General features: G+C 64.2%; 17 protein-coding genes. 13 read left to right on the plus strand and 4 right to left on the minus strand.

Going from position 1 to position 20,142, the window contains the following annotated elements:
* Positions 1 to 98 precede the first annotated feature (98 nt).
* A complete protein-coding gene (gene bioB / locus M2395_RS23485; RefSeq protein WP_011063868.1) occupies positions 99 to 1,154 on the minus strand; it encodes a biotin synthase BioB in 1,056 nt (351 codons plus the stop codon).
* Between the two features lie 90 nt (positions 1,155 to 1,244).
* On the opposite strand from bioB, the gene M2395_RS23490 reads away from it, so the two are divergent.
* The 5 genes from M2395_RS23490 to rarD all read left to right on the plus strand — a co-directional run bounded on the left by M2395_RS23490 (position 1,245) and on the right by rarD (position 7,064).
* On the plus strand, positions 1,245 to 1,985 hold the full coding sequence (locus M2395_RS23490; protein ID WP_077934884.1) for a ComF family protein: 741 nt from the start codon (positions 1,245 to 1,247) through the stop codon (positions 1,983 to 1,985).
* Between the two features lie 65 nt (positions 1,986 to 2,050).
* The gene (locus M2395_RS23495; RefSeq protein ID WP_011063870.1) at positions 2,051 to 2,815 is read left to right on the plus strand and encodes a TOBE domain-containing protein; all 765 of its coding nucleotides are present in this window, start codon (positions 2,051 to 2,053) and stop codon (positions 2,813 to 2,815) included.
* A gap of 84 nt (positions 2,816 to 2,899) precedes the next feature.
* Complete coding sequence (locus tag M2395_RS23500) at positions 2,900 to 4,804, plus strand: PhoX family phosphatase (RefSeq protein WP_053160253.1); 1,905 nt, start codon at positions 2,900 to 2,902, stop codon at positions 4,802 to 4,804.
* Positions 4,805 to 4,962: 158 nt separating this feature from the next.
* Positions 4,963 to 5,937, plus strand: a complete 975-nt coding sequence (locus M2395_RS23505) for a serine/threonine protein kinase (protein ID WP_011063872.1) — start codon at positions 4,963 to 4,965, stop codon at positions 5,935 to 5,937.
* Positions 5,938 to 6,176: 239 nt separating this feature from the next.
* A complete protein-coding gene (rarD, locus tag M2395_RS23510) occupies positions 6,177 to 7,064 on the plus strand; it encodes an EamA family transporter RarD (RefSeq protein ID WP_077934885.1) in 888 nt (295 codons plus the stop codon).
* Positions 7,065 to 7,287: 223 nt separating this feature from the next.
* On the opposite strand, the gene M2395_RS23515 is transcribed toward rarD, so the two are convergent.
* Positions 7,288 to 7,806, minus strand: coding sequence for a glycine cleavage system protein R (locus tag M2395_RS23515; protein ID WP_011063874.1), 519 nt, complete (start codon positions 7,804 to 7,806; stop codon positions 7,288 to 7,290).
* 554 nt (positions 7,807 to 8,360) lie between these two features.
* Here M2395_RS23515 and M2395_RS23520 point away from each other — a divergent pair.
* On the plus strand, positions 8,361 to 10,538 hold the full coding sequence (locus tag M2395_RS23520) for a malate synthase G (RefSeq protein WP_011063875.1): 2,178 nt from the start codon (positions 8,361 to 8,363) through the stop codon (positions 10,536 to 10,538).
* Positions 10,539 to 10,617: 79 nt separating this feature from the next.
* Here M2395_RS23520 and M2395_RS23525 read toward each other — a convergent pair whose 3' ends face one another.
* A complete protein-coding gene (locus tag M2395_RS23525; protein WP_015637278.1) occupies positions 10,618 to 11,064 on the minus strand; it encodes a response regulator in 447 nt (148 codons plus the stop codon).
* Between the two features lie 258 nt (positions 11,065 to 11,322).
* Between M2395_RS23525 and M2395_RS23530 the strand changes: the two genes are divergently transcribed.
* From M2395_RS23530 to M2395_RS23560, 7 genes are all read left to right on the plus strand, one after another.
* Positions 11,323 to 13,257, plus strand: a complete 1,935-nt coding sequence (locus M2395_RS23530) for a putative nucleotidyltransferase substrate binding domain-containing protein (RefSeq protein ID WP_123431056.1) — start codon at positions 11,323 to 11,325, stop codon at positions 13,255 to 13,257.
* Positions 13,254 to 13,961, plus strand: a complete 708-nt coding sequence (locus M2395_RS23535) for a PolC-type DNA polymerase III (RefSeq protein WP_011063878.1) — start codon at positions 13,254 to 13,256, stop codon at positions 13,959 to 13,961. Before M2395_RS23530 ends, M2395_RS23535 begins: the two co-directional genes overlap by 4 nt.
* 268 nt (positions 13,962 to 14,229) lie before the next feature.
* Positions 14,230 to 14,748 carry an RNA polymerase sigma factor gene (locus tag M2395_RS23540; RefSeq protein WP_011063879.1) on the plus strand — a complete coding sequence of 173 codons (519 nt, stop codon included), beginning with the start codon at positions 14,230 to 14,232 and terminating at the stop codon, positions 14,746 to 14,748.
* A complete protein-coding gene (locus M2395_RS23545) occupies positions 14,745 to 15,722 on the plus strand; it encodes a FecR domain-containing protein (RefSeq protein WP_123431057.1) in 978 nt (325 codons plus the stop codon). Before M2395_RS23540 ends, M2395_RS23545 begins: the two co-directional genes overlap by 4 nt.
* Positions 15,723 to 15,902: 180 nt before the next feature.
* Positions 15,903 to 18,362 (plus strand): TonB-dependent siderophore receptor, encoded by a 2,460-nt coding sequence (locus tag M2395_RS23550; RefSeq protein WP_123431058.1) that lies wholly within the window; start codon positions 15,903 to 15,905, stop codon positions 18,360 to 18,362.
* A gap of 61 nt (positions 18,363 to 18,423) precedes the next feature.
* A complete protein-coding gene (locus tag M2395_RS23555) occupies positions 18,424 to 19,545 on the plus strand; it encodes a PepSY domain-containing protein (RefSeq protein ID WP_123431059.1) in 1,122 nt (373 codons plus the stop codon).
* Positions 19,542 to 19,730 carry a hypothetical protein gene (locus tag M2395_RS23560; RefSeq protein WP_011063883.1) on the plus strand — a complete coding sequence of 63 codons (189 nt, stop codon included), beginning with the start codon at positions 19,542 to 19,544 and terminating at the stop codon, positions 19,728 to 19,730. Before M2395_RS23555 ends, M2395_RS23560 begins: the two co-directional genes overlap by 4 nt.
* On the opposite strand, the gene M2395_RS23565 is transcribed toward M2395_RS23560, so the two are convergent.
* Entirely contained in the window at positions 19,677 to 20,129 is a 453-nt protein-coding gene (locus tag M2395_RS23565; RefSeq protein ID WP_011063884.1) for a hypothetical protein, read from the minus strand. The genes M2395_RS23560 and M2395_RS23565 overlap by 54 nt on opposite strands.
* Between the last annotated feature and the right edge of the window lie 13 nt (positions 20,130 to 20,142).

Raw genomic sequence — 20,142 nt, forward strand, 5'->3', positions numbered from 1 at the left:
CAGTTCTTCGCCAGGAGCTGGCTTGCCGGCGAAGCAGGCGACGCGAAATCCATGAGGCTCGCGAGATTCGCCGGCAAGCCGGCTCCTACGGCAGAAGGTCAGACGGCGGCGTTGTAGAACTGCTCGCTGCTTTTCTGCTCCACCAGGGCCTGTTCGATGGCGGCCTGGTGCACCTCGTCGGCGTGTTCTTCGCGGGCTTCGGGCTGGATGCCCAGGCGCGCGAACAGCTGCATGTCCTTGTCGGCCTGCGGGTTGGCGGTGGTCAGCAACTTGTCGCCGTAGAAAATCGAGTTGGCGCCGGCGAAGAACGCCAGGGCCTGCATCTGCTCGTTCATCGCCTCACGGCCAGCCGATAGCCGCACATGGGATTGCGGCATGAGAATCCGCGCCACCGCAAGCATGCGGATAAAGTCGAAGGGGTCTACCTCTTCGGCATTTTCCAGCGGCGTACCCGCCACCTTCACTAGCATGTTGATCGGCACCGACTCCGGATGCTCCGGCAGGTTGGCCAGCTGGATCAGCAGGCCGGCGCGGTCATCCAGGGATTCGCCCATGCCGAGAATGCCGCCGGAACAGATCTTCATGCCCGCGTCACGCACATAGGCCAGGGTCTGCAGGCGCTCGCTGTAGGTGCGGGTGGTGATGATGTTGCCGTAGAACTCCGGCGAGGTATCGAGGTTGTGGTTGTAGTAGTCCAGGCCGGCCTTGGCCAGCGCCTCGGTCTGGTCCTGATCGAGACGGCCCAGGGTCATGCAGGTTTCCAGGCCCATGGCCTTCACGCCTTTGACCATCTCCAGCACATAGGGCATGTCCTTGGCCGAAGGGTGCTTCCAGGCCGCGCCCATGCAGAAACGGGTAGAACCGATGGCCTTGGCCCGGGCGGCCTCTTCCAGGACCTTCTGCACCTCAAGGAGCTTTTCCTTTTCCAGGCCGGTGTTGTAGTGACCGGACTGCGGACAATATTTGCAATCTTCCGGGCAGGCGCCGGTCTTGATCGACAGCAGCGTGGAAACCTGGACCCGATTGGCGTCGAAATGCGCGCGGTGCACCGTCTGCGCCTGGAACAGCAAGTCATTGAAGGGCTGGACGAACAGGGCTTTGACTTCAGCCAAAGTCCAGTCATGACGCAGGGTGGCGGTGGTGCTGGCGCTCATGGGCGATTCCTTGATTATGCTTGGCAAGCGGTGCGGGACAGGAAAGCCCACAGCCGCGACACGGATGTTCGGCATATTTAAGGAAGAGCCATGCACTGTCAACCCAGATACAAAGGACCGGTTTACATCTGGTTAAAAAACAATCAGGCATGTTTATTGTGTGACGAACCCAGCGATTCGGCCCTGGCCCTGTGTGCTCCCTGCCTGGACGAGCTGCCCTGGCTCGGCGCCCAGTGTTCAGTCTGCGCCCTGCCCCTGCCTGGGCCCGGCCTCACCTGTGGCCAGTGCCTGCAAGAGCCGCCGGCGTTTCAGCGGGTGATCGCACCCTGGCGCTACGATTTCCCGGTGGACAGCCTGATCAGCCGTTTCAAGCACCATGAGAAATGGCCTTTTGGCCGGCTGATGGCCGAACTTCTCGGCCAGTTCCTCCACTATCGCTTCGATGAAGGCCTGCCACGGCCTGATTGCCTGCTGCCGGTGCCACTGTCCCGCAGGCGGCTGCGCCAGCGCGGCTTCAATCAGGCAGGCATGCTGGCCCAGTGGCTGGGCGCTTCGTTGCAATTGGTGGTGCAACCCGAGCTCCTCCTGCGCACCCAAGACACCCCCGCCCAGCAGGGCCTGGATGCCCGGGCCCGCCAGCGCAACCTGCGCCAGGCCTTCGCCCTAGCAGATCAGGCCCAGGTTGCAGGACGACACCTGGCCCTGGTGGACGATGTCCTGACCACCGGAGCCACCGCCCAGGCCCTGGCCCGTTTGCTGATCAACGCCGGTGCCCGTCGGGTGGATATCTACTGCCTGGCCAGGACCCCAAGCCCCGGCACCGGCGACTGACTTGACTCTCGTCGCCCAAGCCGCAAACTCCCAGTCCACCCCCAGTGTTCAAAGCGCCCCCCGCCATGTCCTTGCCCACTCTGTTGACCCAGCACATCGTCCGCCGCCCGCAACGCATTGCCTTGCTGCAACACATCGCCGAACAAGGCTCCATCACCCGCGCGGCAAAAAGCGCCGGCCTGAGCTACAAGGCAGCCTGGGATGCCATCGACGAACTGAACAACCTGGCCCAGAGCCCGCTGGTGGAGCGCAGCGTCGGCGGCAAGGGCGGCGGCGGCGCCAAGCTGTCCGCCGAGGGCGAGCGGGTGCTGCGTCTTTACCAGCGCCTGCAAGCTCTGCAGGCCCAGGTACTGGAAGCGGCGGAAGACACCAGCGACCTCGACTTGCTCAGCCGCCTGATGCTGCGCACCAGCGCGCGCAATCAGTTGCATGGCAAGGTCCGGGCTGTCGAAAGCCAGGGCTGCAACGACCTGATCGTCCTGGAACTGCCCGAGGGCCTGCAACTCCAGGCGCAGATCACCCACGACAGCACCCTGCGCCTGGAACTGCTGCCGGGGACCGAAGTGGTGGCACTGATCAAGGCTGGCTGGCTGGACGTACAAGCCGCGGGCGCCCAAGTAACAACTGGACACAATTGCCTGAGGGGCACGATCGAGCAGATTCTCGACGCCGAGGACGGCCCCTGCGAGGTGCGAATTGCCCTGCCCAATGGTCAGACGTTGTGCGCCCTGGCCGAGCCGTTGCTGCTCAAGACCCTGGAGTTAAAGGAATCCTCGACCGTCCAGGTGCAGTTCTCACCGTCCCACGTGCTGATCGGAACCCCGCTCTGACCAAGGCTCCACCGCCATTTCACTGCAACATATTCGTCATGGGGGCTCATTAAGGTGGCTGCAAAAACCTGCAGGGAGCCTGATATGAGCCTGTTACTAGAAGAAGACCAACCCACCGACCTGGAACAGATGGTCGGCCTCAGCCGCCGCGGTTTCATCGGTGCCGGCGCCCTGTGCGGTGCAGCGCTGTTCCTGGGCGGCAACCTGTTGAGCCGCAGCGCCCTGGCCGCCAGCGTCAGCGCCGGCACCAGCCAGTTGCTGGGCTTTGCCGGCATCCCTGCCGCCACCAGCGACAGCATCACCTTGCCACCTGGCTACAAGTCCTCGGTACTGATCAGTTGGGGCCAGCCCCTGGCCAAGAACGGCCCGGCCTTCGACCCCAGCGGCAATGGCACCGCCCGGGCCCAGGAAGTGCAGTTTGGCGACAACAACGACGGCATGAGCCTGTTCGCCTTCCCGGACGACCGCCACCGCGCGCTGATGGCCATCAATAACGAATACACCAACTACCGCTACCTCTACCCCCATGGCGGCTTGCCGCAATCCGCCGAAGACGTGCGCAAGGCCCAGGCCAGCGAAGGCGTGTCGGTGATTGAAGTGCAGCGCAAGAATGGCCAGTGGCAGTTCGTCCAGGGCTCGCGCTACAACCGACGGATCCACGGCAACACGCCGATCCGCCTGAGTGGCCCCGCAGCCGGTCACGATCTGCTCAAGACCAGCGCCGACCCCAAGGGCAAGAAAGTCCTCGGCACCTTCCAGAACTGCGCCAACGGCAAGACCCCATGGGGCACCTACCTGACCTGCGAAGAGAACTTCACCGACTGCTTCGGCAGCAGCAACGCCGAGCAGAAATTCGACGCCGCGCAGAAGCGCTACGGCGCCGTGGTGGCCAGCAAGGAGATCAACTGGCACCTGCACGATCCGCGGTTCGACCTGGCGAAGAACCCCAACGAACTCAACCGTCACGGCTGGGTGGTGGAGATCGATCCGTTCGACCCGCAATCGACCCCGGTCAAGCGCACCGCCCTGGGTCGCTTCAAGCACGAGAACGCCGCCCTGGCCGAAACCCGCGACGGCCGCGCCGTGGTCTACATGGGCGACGACGAACGTGGCGAATTCATCTACAAGTTCATCAGCCGCGACAAGATCAACCACCGCAACCCCAAGGCCAACCGCGACCTGCTGGACCACGGCACCCTGTACGTGGCCCGCTTCGATGCCGGCGACGGCAACCCGGACCACCCCAAGGGCCAGGGCCAGTGGATCGAGCTGACCCACGGCAAGAACGGCATCGACGCCAGCAGCGGCTTCGCCGACCAGGCCCAGGTGCTGATCCAGGCTCGCCTGGCCGCCAGCGTGGTCCAGGCCACGCGCATGGACCGCCCGGAATGGATAGTGGTCAGCCCCAAGGACGGCCAGGTCTATTGCACCCTGACCAACAACTCCAAGCGTGGCGAGGACGGCCAGCCGGTAGGCGGCCCCAACCCGCGGGAGAAGAACGTCTACGGGCAGATCCTGCGCTGGCGCACCGGCGGCGACGATCATGGTGCCATGAGTTTTTCCTGGGACCTGTTCGTAGTGGCCGGCAACCCGGGGGTGCACGCCGGCCAACCCAAGGGTGGGTCGTCCAACATCACCCCGCAGAACATGTTCAACAGCCCCGACGGGCTGGGTTTCGACAAGGCCGGGCGCCTGTGGATCCTCACCGACGGCGACTACAGCAACAGCGGCGACTTCGCCGGCATGGGCAACAACCAGATGCTCTGCGCCGACCCGGACAGCGGTGAGATCCGCCGTTTCATGGTCGGGCCGGTGGGTTGCGAAGTCACCGGCATCGCCTTCGCCCCGGACCAGAAGACCCTGTTCGTGGGTATCCAGCACCCTGGGGAAAACGGCGGTTCGACCTTCCCCGAACACCTGCCCAACGGCAAGCCACGCTCCTCGGTCATGGCCATCACCCGGGAAGACGGCGGCGTCATCGGCGCCTGACCCCGCCTCGCGCCCGGCCGGCTTCTGCACCCGCAGGAACCGGCTGGGCGGCGAACCCGACGCACGGCCGAACCACCGGCAAACCCTCCCCCGCTGGCTCCCCGTCTGCGTTACCATGCTTGGCCGGACGCGGCAGCCTGCTGCGCGCAGGAGTAAGCATGTCGCACCCGTTTGAAACACTGACCCCCGATCTGGTCCTGGACGCCGTTGAAAGCATCGGCTTTCTCAGCGACGCCCGCGTGCTGGCGCTCAACAGCTACGAAAATCGCGTCTATCAAGTCGGCATCGACGAAAGCGAGCCACTGATCGCCAAGTTCTACCGGCCCCAGCGCTGGACCAACGAAGCGATCCTGGAAGAACACCGCTTCACCTTCGAACTCGCCGAATGCGACGTGCCGGTGGTGGCGCCGATCATTCACGACGGCGCCAGCCTGTTCGAACACGCGGGCTTTCGTTTCGCCCTGTTTCCCCGCCGCGGCGGCCGCGCCCCGGAGCCAGGCAACCTGGACCAGCTCTACCGTCTCGGCCAGTTGCTGGGCCGCCTGCACGCGGTGGGTGCCACCCGCCCGTTCGAACACCGCGAAGCCCTGGGGGTGAAGAACTTCGGTCACGATTCCCTGGCAACCCTGCTGCAGGGCAACTTCATCCCCAAGAGCCTGCTGCCAGCCTACGAGTCGGTGGCCCGGGACCTGCTCAAGCGGGTGGAAGAGGTCTACCAGGCCACGCCACACCAGAACATCCGGATGCACGGCGACTGCCACCCCGGCAACATGATGTGCCGCGACGAGATGTTCCATATCGTCGACCTGGATGACTGCCGCATGGGCCCGGCGGTGCAGGACCTGTGGATGATGCTCGCCGGCGACCGCCAGGAATGCCTGGGCCAGTTGTCCGAGTTGATGGATGGCTACAGCGAGTTCCATGATTTCGACCCGCGGGAGCTGGCCCTGATCGAACCACTGCGAGCCTTGCGCCTGATGCACTACAGCGCCTGGCTGGCACGACGCTGGGACGACCCGGCGTTCCCCCACAGTTTCCCCTGGTTCGGCAGCGAGCGTTATTGGGGCGATCAGGTGCTGGCCTTGCGCGAACAGCTGGCGGCCCTCAACGAAGAACCCCTCAAGCTGTTCTGACCCGGCCTGCAGGAGCCGGCTTGCCAGCGAAGGGGACCCGAGAAATCGCCTTCGCCGACAAGCCGGTACCCACACAAGGGCGCCAGCCGTAGGAGCTGGCTTGCCAGCGAAAGGGCCCGAGAGATTGCCCTCGTCGGCAAGCCGGCGTCCACAGTGGGCAGCGGGGTAAAAGTCAGGACAGGTCTAGACAATTGTCCTTACAATTGCGGCTTTGTTAGCTGCCTAAGCAAGGATTCTGCATGCAAGCCGCCAACCCGCGCCGCGGGTACATCCTGGGTCTGACCGCCTACATCATCTGGGGTCTGTTCCCGCTCTATTTCAAAGCTATCGCCAGCGTTCCCGCGGTCGAGATCATCATCCACCGGGTGCTCTGGTCGGCGCTGTTCGGCGCCCTGCTGCTGATGGTGTGGAAGCACCCCGGCTGGTGGCGCGAACTGCGGGACAACCCCAGGCGCCTGGCGATCCTGGCCCTGAGCGGCACCCTGATCGCCGCCAACTGGCTGACCTACGTCTGGTCGGTAAACAACGGGCGCATGCTCGAAGCCAGCCTGGGCTACTACATCAACCCACTGGTCAACGTGCTGCTGGGCATGCTGATTCTTGGCGAACGCCTGCGGCGCATGCAGTGGCTGGCGGTAATCCTGGCGGCGGTGGGCGTGGCCCAGCAAGTGTGGCGGGTAGGCAGCCTGCCCTGGGTCTCGCTGATGCTGGCGCTGAGCTTCGGCTTCTACGGGCTGATCCGCAAGCAGGCGCCGGTCAAGGCCCTGCCCGGCCTGGTGGTGGAAACCTGGATGCTGGTGCCCATCGCTCTGGGTTGGCTGCTGCTGCACCCCGATGCCAGCAGTGCCCATGCCGAGTTCTGGAGCAGTTCCCAGGCCTGGTGGCTGGTGGCTGCCGGCCCGGTGACCCTGGTACCTCTGGTGTGCTTCAACGCTGCCGCGCGGGACCTGCCCTACACCACCCTGGGTTTCCTCCAGTACCTGGCTCCCACCCTGGTGCTGCTGCAGGCCGTGCTGCTGTTCGACGAGCACCTGTCCTCCAGCACCTTGCTGGCCTTCATGTTTATCTGGGCCGGCCTGGCGGTATACAGCGTGGATGCCTGGCTCAGCCTGCGCGGGCGTCGCTGATCAATAAACGTACAAAGCCCTGCAGGCCACGCTCTTCGTGGCTTGCAGCGGTTCTTCCCAAGGTTATCCACAACCTGATCCCCGCCCTTTGTGCACAAGCCCTTGAAACTGCTGGTTTTTTGATCAACTGGCGCAACGCCGCGCTGGCTCTGGGCCAGGGCCTGGTCTCTACAGGTTATCCACAGGCACATGCACGGTTTACTGGGATAACCCTCACAAGGGCTCAGGGCTCGCTGCGCAGGACCAATTCCACCATCAAGTCGTCCGCCAGGGTTTCCAGGCGCGCCTGCAGCACTTCCAGGGACAGGGTCAGCGGCACCGCAAGGATCGCCTCGGCGTGGAACAGCGGCTCGCTGCTCATGGGCGCTGGGCGCACCTCGGTCACCAAGCGCTCCAGGTTCACCCCCTGCTCGGCCAGCAGCCGGGTGATGTCGCGCACGATTCCCGGGCGGTCGTTGCCCACCAGTTCCATGGCGATGGGTTTCCAGGTGCAGGACTGCTCCACGCCGCTTTCGGCGATCAACACGCGAATGCCCTGGGCCGACAAGCCTTGCAGGGCATCCACCAGTTCATCGTAGGCTTCGGCCGGCACTGCCACCCGCAGGATCCCGGCGAACTGCCCGGCCATGCGTGACAGGCGGCTTTCCAGCCAGTTGCCGCCATGCTCGGCGATGCACTGGGCAATGCGCTCGACCTGGCCGGCCTTGTCCGGGGCGAATACCGTGAGAACGAGATGGTCCATGGCGCAGCCCTCTTTGAGCAATGAAAGATCCAGTATAGGCAGCCTCATTCCCCGTGCCTTCCAGCCCATATGGCAGCAGCTTGTGCAGGAGCTGGCTTGCCGGCGAATGCGCCCGCAAGGCCGACGCAAACCCCGAAGGCCTATTCGCCGGCAAGCCGGCTCCTACGAGGGTGCGCAAGGCAAAACACAAATCGTGTACAACTTTTTGTATTTATATGGAACAATCCACCGGCTTTTTGAGAACATCGCATTCCCCTGCGTGACCGCACTGCACTTTAAAGTCGCGGAACGACGCTTTTAGTCTAATTTTCACAACCGCAGTTCATCATGTAGTATGCCGCAGCGCGCACTACATAACGTTGGAACGATGTTCGCCAAGGCCTGATCGCAACCCCCGCAACAGCCCGTCAGCAAGGCTCCGCCGTTGATTGGAAGGACCCAGCCGCCAGCGATGGCATGTACTGGAGAACAGGGTTGTGCTTTAAATGGCCGCCGGCTTCATTGTTAATTTGAAGAGCTGAAAAGCGAAATAGCTGAGCAGAGTGAGGCAAGCAATGACTGAGCACGTTCAAGTCGGTGGCCTGCAGGTCGCCAGAGTCCTGTTCGACTTCGTGAACAACGAAGCCATTCCCGGTACCGGCCTCACCGCCGACTCGTTCTGGGCCGGTGCAGACAAGGTCATTCACGACCTGGCGCCGAAGAACAAAGCCCTACTCGCCAAACGCGATGACTTCCAGGCACGTATCGATGCCTGGCACCAGTCCCGTGCCGGCCAGGCGCATGACGCTGTGGCTTATAAAGCCTTCTTGCAAGACATCGGTTACCTGCTGCCAGAAGCGGCGGATTTCCAGGCCACGACGCAAAACGTCGATGAAGAAATCGCCCACATGGCCGGCCCGCAGCTGGTGGTGCCGGTGATGAATGCGCGCTTCGCCCTCAACGCTTCCAACGCTCGCTGGGGCTCGCTGTACGACGCCCTGTACGGCACCGATGCCATCAGCGAAGCCGATGGTGCGGAAAAAGGCAAAGGCTACAACAAGGTCCGCGGCGACAAGGTCATCGCCTTCGCCCGCGCCTTCCTCGATGAATCCGCGCCGCTGACTGCCGGCTCCCACGTGGACTCGGTGAGCTACAAGATCGTCGGCGGCAAGCTGGTGGTCGGCCTCAAGGGTGGCAGCAACAGCGGCCTGCGCAACGACGCGCAACTGATCGGCTACCAGGGCGACGCTGCGGCCCCTACCGCGATCCTGCTCAAACACAACGGCCTGCACTTCGAGATCCAGATCGACGCCACAAGCCCGGTCGGCCAGACCGACGCCGCCGGGGTCAAGGACCTGCTGATGGAAGCGGCCCTGACTACCATCATGGACTGCGAAGACTCGGTCGCCGCAGTGGATGCCGACGACAAGGTGGTGATCTACCGCAACTGGCTCGGCCTGATGAAAGGCGACCTGGCGGAAGAAGTTTCCAAGGGTGGCAAGTCCTTCACCCGCACCATGAACGCCGACCGCGAATACACCGGGGTCAATGGCGAGCCGGTGAAACTGCACGGTCGTTCGCTGCTGTTCGTGCGCAACGTCGGCCACCTGATGACCATCGATGCGATCCTCGACAAGGATGGCAACGAAGTGCCGGAAGGCATCCTCGACGGCCTGGTCACCAGCCTGGCGTCGATCCACAACCTCAACGGCAACACGTCGCGCAAGAACAGCCGCACCGGCTCGATGTACATCGTCAAGCCGAAGATGCACGGCCCTGAAGAAGCGGCGTTCACCAACGAGCTGTTCGGCCGCATCGAAGAGGTGCTGAACCTGCCGCGCAACACCCTGAAAGTCGGGATCATGGACGAGGAGCGCCGCACCACGGTCAACCTCAAGGCCTGCATCAAGGCGGCCAGCGAGCGCGTGGTGTTCATCAACACCGGCTTCCTCGACCGCACCGGCGACGAAATCCACACCTCCATGGAGGCCGGCGCCATGGTGCGCAAGGCCGACATGAAGGCCGAGAAATGGATCGGCGCCTACGAGAACTGGAATGTCGATATCGGCCTGAGCACCGGCCTGCAAGGCCGCGCGCAAATCGGCAAGGGCATGTGGGCGATGCCGGACCTGATGGCAGCGATGCTCGAACAGAAAATCGCTCACCCACTGGCCGGTGCCAACACTGCCTGGGTTCCATCCCCGACCGCCGCTGCGCTGCACGCGCTGCACTATCACAAGGTCGACGTATTCGCCCGCCAGGCCGAACTGGCCAAGCGTGCCCGCGCCTCGGTGGATGACATCCTGACCATCCCGCTGGCGGTCAACCCGAGCTGGACGCCGGAGCAGATCAAGAACGAACTGGACAACAACGCCCAGGGCATTCTCGGTTACGTGGTGCGCTGGATCGACCAGGGCGTGGGCTGTTCGAAAGTGCCGGACATCAATGACGTCGGCCTGATGGAAGACCGCGCCACCCTGCGTATCTCCAGCCAGCACATCGCCAACTGGCTGCGCCACGGCGTGGTCACCCAGGAGCAGGTGCTCGAAAGCCTCAAGCGCATGGCTCCGGTGGTTGACCGGCAGAACGCCAGCGACCCGCTGTACCGCCCCCTGGCACCGGACTTCGACAGCAACATCGCCTTCCAGGCCGCCCTGGAACTGGTGATCGAAGGCACCAAGCAGCCAAACGGCTACACCGAGCCGGTCCTGCACCGCCGGCGTCGCGAGTTCAAGGCCAAGAACGGTCTGTAAGCCCGCGTAACCAGCAGTAATTAAAAAAGCCCCGGTCGCAAGGCCGGGGCTTTTTTTCGCCTGTGTGGCAAGGGATCGGCTAGAGCACCACGCCCAGCTCGTGCTTGACCAGGGCCAGCAGCTTGGTGGTGTCGATCGGCTTGAGCAGGAAGTCCACCACGCTCAGGTGCATGGCGGCGATGGCATCGCGGACATCGGCGTCGCCGGAAATGATGATGATCGGCAGCGCCGCCCGCTCCGATTCACGCACCTGGCGGATCAGGTCCAGGCCATTGCAGGGCGCCATGCGCAGATCGGTGATCAACAGGCCGATGGATTTATTCGATTCAAGCAACTCAAGTGCGGCCTTGCCACTGGCCGCCGTGATGCAACGGATGCCATCCAGGCCAAGAATCTCGGCAAGCAGCTCCCGTGCATCCTTGTCGTCATCGGCGATCAGCACCCGCTGGGGCGGCAGATCCGGTTCCAGCATGACCGCACTCAGGGCCTCGCGCTCGGCGTCACTCAAAATATCGTGGTCGGGCATACATTTCTCTACATGAACAGATCAATCCCCTAGCACAGTGGTCAGACATCGCTAAGCAGGCCTCCAATGTGCACTTCGTCGGAAAAATTGCCAAGAGTCTTGATCAGAGCTTTTTCGCATTGATTGCCGACGCTTCAAAGCCAAATGTCCGGCCCCTAGGGCGCTACCTAGACTTACGTCCAATGGGCACCCCAGACGTTGCAGCCGACCATGCCGTGATCCGACCACAACAAATCCAAAAAGACTGCGGTAATCGTTATGAGTAAAGCGGACGCCTTCACCCAGGCCGGGAAGACCGCGGTGTTGCAGAACATCCAGGGGACCGTGCAGTTCCTGCAACGGTTCCCGCCGTTCAACCAGATGGAGCAGCTGCATCTGGCCTACCTGGTAGAACAATGCCAACTGCGCTTCTACGGCCCCGGCGACAGCATCATCAAGCCGGCCGACGGCCCGGTTGAGCACTTCTATATCGTCAAGCAGGGCCGCGTGGTGGGCGAACGCACACACGCCGCCAAGGGCAGCACCGAGACCACCTTCGAAATCACTTCCGGCGAGTGTTTCCCCCTGGCCGCGCTGCTGGGTGAGCGCGCGACCCGCACCGAGCATCGCGCCGCCGAAGATACGTTCTGCCTGCAACTGAACAAGGGCGCTTTCATCAAGCTGTTCGCCCTGTCCGCGGAGTTTCGCGACTTCGCCCTGCGTGGAGTCAGCAGCCTGCTGGACCAGGTCAACCAGCAAGTCAAACAGAAAGCGGTGGAAACCCTCGGCACCCAGTATTCGCTGAACACCCGCCTGGGCGAGCTGGCCATGCGTCATCCGGTGGCCTGTTCACCGCAGACGCCGCTGCGCGAAGCCGTGGCGCTGATGCATGAGCAGCAGGTCGGCAGCATCGTCGTGGTGGACGAACGCAAGGCCCCGCTGGGGATCTTCACCCTGCGCGACCTGCGCCAGGTGGTGGCCGACGGCACCCAGGACCTCAACCAGCCCATCGAAAAGCACATGACCCAGGCGCCGTTCTTCCTCAGCCCGGACCACAGCGCCTTCGACGCCGCCATCGCCATGACCGAGCGGCATATCGCACATGTCTGCCTGGTGAAAGAACAGCGCCTGTGCGGCGTGGTTTCCGAGCGCGATCTGTTTTCCCTGCAGCGGGTCGACCTGGTGCACCTGGCGCGGACCATCCGCAACGCGCCCCGGGTCGAACACCTGGTGGCGCTGCGGGGCGAGATCGGCCAGTTGGTGGAGCGCATGCTGGCCCACGGCGCCTCCTCGACCCAGATCACCCATATCATCACCCTGCTCAACGATCACACCGTGTGCCGGGTCATCGAGCTGACCCTGGCCGACAAGGGCGACCCCGGCGTGCCTTTCAGCTGGCTGTGCTTTGGCAGTGAAGGCCGACGCGAACAGACCCTGCACACCGACCAGGACAACGGCATCCTGTTCGAGGCCCGGGACGCGGCCCACGCGGCAGAAATCCGCGGCAAGCTGCTACCCATCGCCCAGCAGATCAACCAGAGCCTGGCCATGTGCGGTTTCACCCTGTGCAAGGGCAACATCATGGCCGGCAACCCCGAGCTGTGCCTGTCCCGTGCTGAATGGGCCCGGCGCTTCGCGGCCTTCATCCGCGAGGCCACCCCGGAAAACCTGCTGGGTTCGAGCATCTATTTCGACCTGCGGGTGGTCTGGGGCGATGAACAGAGCGCCGAACAACTGCGTCGGGGCATCCTCGACCAGGTGGCGGACAACCGTCTGTTCCAACGCATGATGGCGGAAAACGCCCTGCGCCAGCGCCCGCCCGTGGGGCGTTTTCGCGAGTTCGTGCTGGCCAGGAAAAATGGCGAAAAGGCCACCCTGGACCTCAAGGTCCAGGGCCTCACCCCCTTCGTCGACGGTGCCCGGTTGCTGGCCCTGGCCAACGGCATCGGCGCGATCAATACCCTGGAGCGCCTGCGCCAGCTGGTGTCCAAACAAGTGATCGAGCCCCTGGACGGCGCCGCCTATGAAGAGGCCTATCACTTCATCCAGCAGACCCGCATGCAGCAGCACCAGCGCCAGACCCGGGAGAACCAGCCCTATTCCAACCGGGTCGACCCGGACAGCCTGAACCACCTGGACCGGCGCATCCTGCGTGAATCCCTGCGCCAGGCCCAGCGCCTGCAAAGCAGCCTGGCCTTGCGGTACCAGCTATGAGCCTGTTTGCCTGGTTCCGCCCCGCAGTCAGCCTGCTGAGCGCCGAGCAGCAACAGCGTCGCGATCGGCTACCGGCCTTCACCGAGCTGAATGAAAGCAGCCTGCGAGAGCAGCGCTGGGTAGTGGTGGACGTGGAAACCACCGGCCTCAACCTCAACCGCGACCAGGTGCTGTCCATTGGCGCGGTGGTGATCGAAGACGGTGCCATCGACTTCAGCCAGCAGTTCGAGCGCACCCTGCAACGCCAGGGCCACAAGCTCAGCCCCAGCGTACTGATCCACGGCCTGGGGCCCAGCGCCATCGCCGCCGGCTGTGATCCGGTGGAGGCCCTGCTGGATTTCATGGAGTTCGTCGGCGACAGCCCGCTGCTGGCCTTTCATGCCCCGTTCGACCAGCACATGCTCGGCCGGGCGCTGAAGGACAGCCTGGGCTACCGCCTGCAACACAGCTTCCTCGATGTAGCGGACATGGCGCCGTTGCTGTGCCCCCAGGCCCAGATCCGCGAAGCCGGGCTGGACGACTGGGTGCGCTGGTTCAACCTGCAAGTGGTGGAGCGCCATAACGCGGCGGCCGATGCCCTGGCCACCGCGGAGCTGGCGCTGATCCTGTTCAACCGCGCCCGCCAGCAGCAGATCCACAGCCCGCTGAACCTGCAACAGCGCCTGGGCCAGTGGAAACGCCGGCAGCAGGCACCTTCGTTCTGAGCCACCGCACTGTGGCGAAGGAGCTTGCTCCCGCTCGGCCGCGCCGCGGCCGTAGAACCGGAGTCCTGGATCTAACAGATACAACGCCTTGGGCGTGCTGCGCACGCCAACGGGAGCCAGTTCCCTCGACACAACTGGTTCCTTGTCTTGGGCACCCGCCCTCTTCAGCCACAAGGCAGCCGACCAGCGTCAATTGCGCCACTGTTTCGCCTCTGCCACAATCGCGAATAATTCTCGTTAGTTTAAACTTCTCGATTGGTGAGTTCCGTTGTCGTCAGTCCAAAGCCCTCACAATGAGCTGGTTGGTGCGTTGTATCGCGACCATCGTGGTTGGCTGTTGGCCTGGCTACGGCGCAACGTTGCCTGCAGCCAGCGGGCCGAGGACCTGAGCCAGGACACCTTCGTGCGCCTGCTGGGCCGCGACGAACTCAAGGCGCCCCGGGAGCCGCGGGCGTTTCTGGTGGCCATCGCCAAGGGCCTGCTGTTCGACTATTTCCGGCGCGCCGCGCTGGAACAGGCTTACCTCAGCGAACTGATGCTGATCCCCGAAGGCGAACAACCGTCGCCCGAAGAACAGCAGATGATCCTCGAAGACCTCAAGGCCATCGACCGCCTGCTGGGCAAGCTCTCCAGCAAGGCGCGCATGGCCTTCCTCTATAACCGCCTCGACGGCCTGAGCCACGCCGAGATCGCCGAACGCCTGGGGGTCTCGGTGCCAAGGGTGCGCCAATACCTGGCCCAGGGCATCCGCCAGTGCTACATCGCCCTGTACGGGGAGCCGCTATGACCCCCATGAGTTCCAAGCCGGTGTCGGCCCAGGTGCTGGATGCCGCCATCGCCTGGCAGCTGTCGCTGGATGGCGGCGCCAGTGCCGTGGAGCGCGAAGAGTTTGCCAAGTGGCACGCTGCCCATGAAGAACACGCCCGCGCCTGGCGCCAGCTGGGCATGCTCGACCAGCGCTTTGGCGTGGCCACCGGCCCGGCCCGCAACGCCTTGCTGCAATCGCGCGAAGGCTTGCGCCGGCGGGTACGCAAGCTGGGTCGCGGGGTCGCCAGCGTCGTGCTGTTCGGCGGCCTGGCGCTGTTTGCCGGGGAACGCTACCTGCCGATGGACTACTGGCTGGCAGACCAGCGCACCGCCACCGGTGAGCAGCGCACCCTGCGCCTGGCCGACGGCACGGTGATCAACCTCAATACCCACAGTGCGCTGGATGTGCGCTTCGATGAGAAGCAGCGGCGGATCGTGCTTCAGGAAGGCGAGATCCTGATCGAGACCGGGCACAACGACAGTCGGCCGTTCATCGTCGAAACCCGCGACGGCCGAATGCGCGCCCTGGGCACACGGTTCCTGGTCAAGCGCGAGGACCAGGGCACCCGCCTCGGGGTGCTGCAATCGGCGGTGGCGGCAAGGCCGCAAGCCGGTCAGGACGAGCAGGTGTTCAAGGAAGGCCAGCAAGTGCTGATGCGCCGCGATGGCCTCGGCCCGCTGCAGGCCCTGAACCTGGGGGCCGACGCCTGGACCCGGGGCATGCTGGTGGTGGACAACGCCCGGCTCGGTGACCTGATCGATGAACTGGGCCGTTATCGCCGTGGTCACCTGGGCGTCGCACCGGAAGTGGCCGACCTGCGCATCACCGGCAGCTTCCCGCTGCAGGACACGGACCTCGCGCTCAATGCCCTGCTGCCGACCCTGCCAGTGAAGATCGAGCGGCACACCGCCTGGTGGGTGACGGTGGTGGCCAAGGCCGACGCCAAGCGCTGAGGTTGGTGTCGCAGCCTTCGCCAGCAAGCTGGCTCCTGCACCGATCCCGTAGGAGCTGGCTTGCCGGCGAATTAGCCTCAATCAGTCTAAATCTAAATTATTTTCAATCCGCCCTATCACTTTTCCAATCTCGTCCGGCACCTAGGCAATTGCGAAACATTTCCATTCAGGAGCCGCCGTATGTCCCGCCCGCTAGACACCCTGTTGCGCCCCAGTCTCTTGGCCGTAGCCATCGCCCTCTGCGCCCCCCTGGCCAGCCCGGCGCTGATGGCTGCCGAACAGTCCACCAGCGTGCGCGCCTACAACCTGCCGGCCGCACCGCTGGCCAGCACCCTGAACCAGATCGCCAGCCAGGCCGGCCTGGCCCTGAGCCTGAATCCGTCCCTGGCGGCGGGCAAGACTTCGGCCCCGGTCAAGGGCCAGTTCGATGCACCGGGCGCCCTGCGTGAGGCCCTGCGTGGCACCGGCCTGCAACTGGAGCACAGCAGCGCCGGCACCTACAGCCTGGTGGCCACACCGGAAGGCGTGGTGGCCTTGCCGCAAACCAATATCACCGGCCAGAGCAGCTATGAAACGGCGTGGGGTCCAGTCGAGGGTTACATGGCCAAGCGCACTGCCGTCGGCACCAAGACCGATACCGAACTGCGTGAAGTGCCTCGCTCCATCTCCGTCGCTACCCGTGAGCAGATGAGCGACCGTGCGGTACAGAACCTCGACGATGCCGTGCGCTACATGCCCGGCGTCACCGCCAGCAGCTACGGCAGCGACAGCCGCGCCGAGTGGCTGAAGGTGCGGGGCTTCGAACCCACCCAGTTCCTCGATGGCCTGCCCCTGCCAAAGGGCACCTACACCATGCCCAAGCTGGAAACCTGGGACCTGGAGCGTGTAGCCCTGCTCCGCGGCCCGGCGTCTTCGGTCTACGGCCAGACACCACCCGGGGGCTTGCTGGACATGGTCAGCCGCCGCCCGGAAGACAGCAGCAGCCACGAAGTGCAACTGCAGATCGGCAGTTACCAGCGCAAGCAGATCAGCTTCGACAGCACCGGCCCCATCGATGACGAAGGGCGTTTCCTGTATCGCGTCAGCGGCGTGGTCCGCGACAGCAACACCGCCATCGAGCACAACCAGGACAAGCGTTACAACCTGGCCCCCAGCCTGACCTGGAACATTGACGAAGACACCAAGCTGACCTTCCTCAGCCAGTTCAATCGTGACGATACCGGCATCACCAGCCAGTTCCTGCCGTTGCAGGGCACCAAACTGGCGAGCCCGGCGGGCGAGATCAAGTACCACAAGAACCTTGGCGATCCGAGCTGGGAATACTACGACAAGACCTACTACGCACTGGGTTACGCCTTCGAGCACCGCCTGGATGACGTCTGGCAGTTCCGCCAGAACCTGCGCTACACCAAGAGCGATCTGTCGTTCCAGGGCATTACCGCCGGTGGCAGCTACTGGCCCAACAAGCCCGACCAGGCGGTGAGTGCCGACGGCACCGTGCGCCGTGGCGCCAACATCGTCAACGAGGACATCAGCCAGTTCGCCGTGGACAACAACTTCCAGGCCGACTTCGACACCGGCGAGCTCAAGCACACCCTGTTGCTGGGCCTGGACTACCAGCGCGTCAACACCAACTACAAGTGGCTGTACGGTGAAGCGCCCACCAGCAACATCATCAACCCGGTCTACGGTCAGGATTTCAGCAAAGTCGCCTACTTTGCCTACAACGACTACAACCAGAAGCGCCAGGGCACCGGCCTCTACGTCCAGGACCAGATGGCCCTGGACAACTGGCGCCTGACCCTGGGCGGGCGCCAGGACTGGCTGCACACCGAATCCCGGTTCTACAACATCGCCAACAAGCCCCACGATGAGCGCAACGACCAGGCCTTCACCGGCAACGCGGCCCTCAGCTACGTCTTCGATTCCGGCTTCACCCCTTACATCTCCTACGCCGAATCCTTCCAGGCCGAACCCGGCGGCAACGCCAAGGGCCAGGCCTTCGAGCCCAGCACCGGCAAGCAATACGAACTGGGCCTCAAGTACCAGCCTCCTGGCAGCGACATGCTGTTCACTGCCGCGGTGTACGACCTGACCCGGCAGAACATCGTCCTTACCGACAGCCTGGGTGTCAGCCGGCCCCTGGGGGAAGCCAAGGTCCGTGGTTTCGAGCTGGAAGCGGTGGGCAACGTCAATGAGAACCTCAAGCTGACGGCGGCCTATACCTATGCCAACAGCAAGATGACCAAGGTCGGCGACCCTCAGGACAAGAACCGCCCACTGCCATTGACCCCGGAAAACCAGGCCTCGATCTGGGCCGACTACACCTGGCACAACGGCTTGCTGGACGGCTTCGGCGTAGGCTTCGGCGCCCGCTATATCGGCGAGACCAACAACGTGCCGGCAGGCAACCTGGCCTATGTCGCGCGCAAATCCGACGGCGATACCGCGTCCTACACCGTGTATGACGCCGCGGTGCACTACGATCTCGGCCGCCTGGACAGCTCGCTCAAGGGCGCCAGCGTGGCCCTCAACGCCAACAACGTGTTCGACAAGGAATACATGTCGACCTGCGACGGCACCTACTGCTACTACGGCGACCGCCGCAACGTCATGGCCAGCGTGAATTACAAATTCTAAGAAGGGAAAACCCTCGCCGAAGGGCCGCCTGAACCGCGGCCCTTTTGCCATTGGAGCCTCGATGAAAAGCAAGACAATCCGCCGCTGGTCCTTTATCCACACCTGGACCAGCCTGATCTGCACGGTGTTCCTGCTGATGCTGGCGCTCACCGGCCTGCCGCTGATCTTCCACCACGAGATCGATCACCTGCTGGGGGATTCCCCCGAACTGCGGGAGATGCCCGCCGACACCCCGCACCTGGACCTGCAACAGCTGGTCAAGGCCGCCGAGGCTCATCGCCCGGGTGAGGTCATGCAGTACTTCGGCTGGGACGAGGACGAACCCAATGGCGTGATGACCATCATGGCCAGAACCGCCGGCACCGAGCCCAACGCCTCCCACACCTTCATGCTCGACGCCCGCACCGGCGAGGCCGTGGCCATGCCCTCGGCCAATGGCGGGTTGATGATGGTCATGCTGCGCCTGCATGTGGACATGTTCGCCGGGCTGCCGGGCAAGCTGCTGCTGGCCTTCATGGGCATCCTCTTCGTGCTGGCGATCATCTCCGGCACGGTACTCTACCTGCCGTTCATGCGCCGCCTGAAGTTCGCCACGGTGCGTCAGGACAAGTCCAGCCGCCTGCGCTGGCTCGACCTGCACAACCTGATCGGCGTGGTAACCCTGACCTGGGCCCTAGTGGTGGGCGTTACCGGCGTGATCAGCGCTTGTGCCGACCTGATCATCGCCGCCTGGCGCAACGACAGCCTCAGCGCCATGGTCGCGCCCTACCGCGACGCGCCGCCACTGACCTCACTGGCGCCGGCCAGCCGCCTGCTGGATATCGCCAGGGAAGCCGCCCCGGGCATGCAGCCGGACTTCATCGCCTTCCCCGGCACACGCTTTTCCAGCGAGCATCACTACGCGGTGTTCCTCAAGGGCAGCAGCCACCTGACTTCGCACCTGCTGACCCCGGTGCTGATCGACGCCAGTAGCCTGCAGGTCACCGCCGTGGCCGGGCGGCCCTGGTACATGGACACCATGGGCATGTCCCAGCCGCTGCATTTCGGCGACTACGGCGGCATGCCGATGAAGGTGCTGTGGGCGGCGATGGACGTGCTGACCATCATTGTCCTGGGCAGCGGCCTGTACCTGTGGCTAGCCCGCCGGCGAGCCGGCAAGTCGATACCGCAGGTGCGCCCATGAAACCCCGGCAATCGAACTTCTGGAAGGTCTTCGCCGCGCCCCTGGGCATTGGCCTGCTCTGCGCCGCCGGGTTGTTCGCGGCGCTACTGGGAGACGGGGCCTGGGACAGCTTGAGCTGGCTGGGCCTGGGCCTACCGACGCTGATCGCCCTGCGCGGCCTGTTGCGGCGCAAGCCGGCGGCCTGAACCTGGCGCCGGGAAACCACGCCACAGGTACATCGAGAGCCCGAGGCCGATCAGCATCACCGGGATGAACAGGCGATTTTCCAGCAGCGCCTCGATGGCCACCAGCACGCTGAACAACGCCAGCCCCAGCAGCGGCACATAGCTGGCCGCCAGGCTCCAGCGCCAGGGCTGGGTCACCGGGTCGGGCCCGCGCCAGGCCAGCAGTGCGCAGCCCAGGCCCGGCAGGGCCAGTGCCGGCAGGGCCCAGTACCAGGCCATGTAGGCGAACGCCATGACCAGCTCCGGCTCCCCTTCACCCTTGCGGCGGAACTCGTATTGCAAGGCCAGATACACCGCCAGCGCGCCCAACAGGGTCAGGGCCAGGCTGTACAACCCGTGTAGAAGATAGGACCTGCGCACTCATCACTCCTCG

Origin of the sequence: Pseudomonas sp. BIGb0176 (assembly GCF_024810175.1) — a bacterium.
GTDB lineage: Bacteria > Pseudomonadota > Gammaproteobacteria > Pseudomonadales > Pseudomonadaceae > Aquipseudomonas > Aquipseudomonas protegens.

Coding starts and splice junctions, on each gene's coding strand:
- M2395_RS23520 (WP_011063875.1), top strand. CDS start 8,361: ATGACTGAGCACGTTCAAGTCGGTGGCCTGCAGGTCGCCAGAGTCCTG.
- M2395_RS23495 (WP_011063870.1), top strand. CDS start 2,051: ATGTCCTTGCCCACTCTGTTGACCCAGCACATCGTCCGCCGCCCGCAA.
- M2395_RS23555 (WP_123431059.1), top strand. CDS start 18,424: ATGAAAAGCAAGACAATCCGCCGCTGGTCCTTTATCCACACCTGGACC.
- M2395_RS23505 (WP_011063872.1), top strand. CDS start 4,963: ATGTCGCACCCGTTTGAAACACTGACCCCCGATCTGGTCCTGGACGCC.
- M2395_RS23560 (WP_011063883.1), top strand. CDS start 19,542: ATGAAACCCCGGCAATCGAACTTCTGGAAGGTCTTCGCCGCGCCCCTG.
- bioB (WP_011063868.1), bottom strand. CDS start 1,154: ATGAGCGCCAGCACCACCGCCACCCTGCGTCATGACTGGACTTTGGCT.
- M2395_RS23525 (WP_015637278.1), bottom strand. CDS start 11,064: ATGCCCGACCACGATATTTTGAGTGACGCCGAGCGCGAGGCCCTGAGT.
- M2395_RS23530 (WP_123431056.1), top strand. CDS start 11,323: ATGAGTAAAGCGGACGCCTTCACCCAGGCCGGGAAGACCGCGGTGTTG.
- M2395_RS23500 (WP_053160253.1), top strand. CDS start 2,900: ATGAGCCTGTTACTAGAAGAAGACCAACCCACCGACCTGGAACAGATG.
- M2395_RS23545 (WP_123431057.1), top strand. CDS start 14,745: ATGACCCCCATGAGTTCCAAGCCGGTGTCGGCCCAGGTGCTGGATGCC.
- M2395_RS23535 (WP_011063878.1), top strand. CDS start 13,254: ATGAGCCTGTTTGCCTGGTTCCGCCCCGCAGTCAGCCTGCTGAGCGCC.
- M2395_RS23550 (WP_123431058.1), top strand. CDS start 15,903: ATGTCCCGCCCGCTAGACACCCTGTTGCGCCCCAGTCTCTTGGCCGTA.
- M2395_RS23490 (WP_077934884.1), top strand. CDS start 1,245: ATGCACTGTCAACCCAGATACAAAGGACCGGTTTACATCTGGTTAAAA.
- rarD (WP_077934885.1), top strand. CDS start 6,177: ATGCAAGCCGCCAACCCGCGCCGCGGGTACATCCTGGGTCTGACCGCC.
- M2395_RS23515 (WP_011063874.1), bottom strand. CDS start 7,806: ATGGACCATCTCGTTCTCACGGTATTCGCCCCGGACAAGGCCGGCCAG.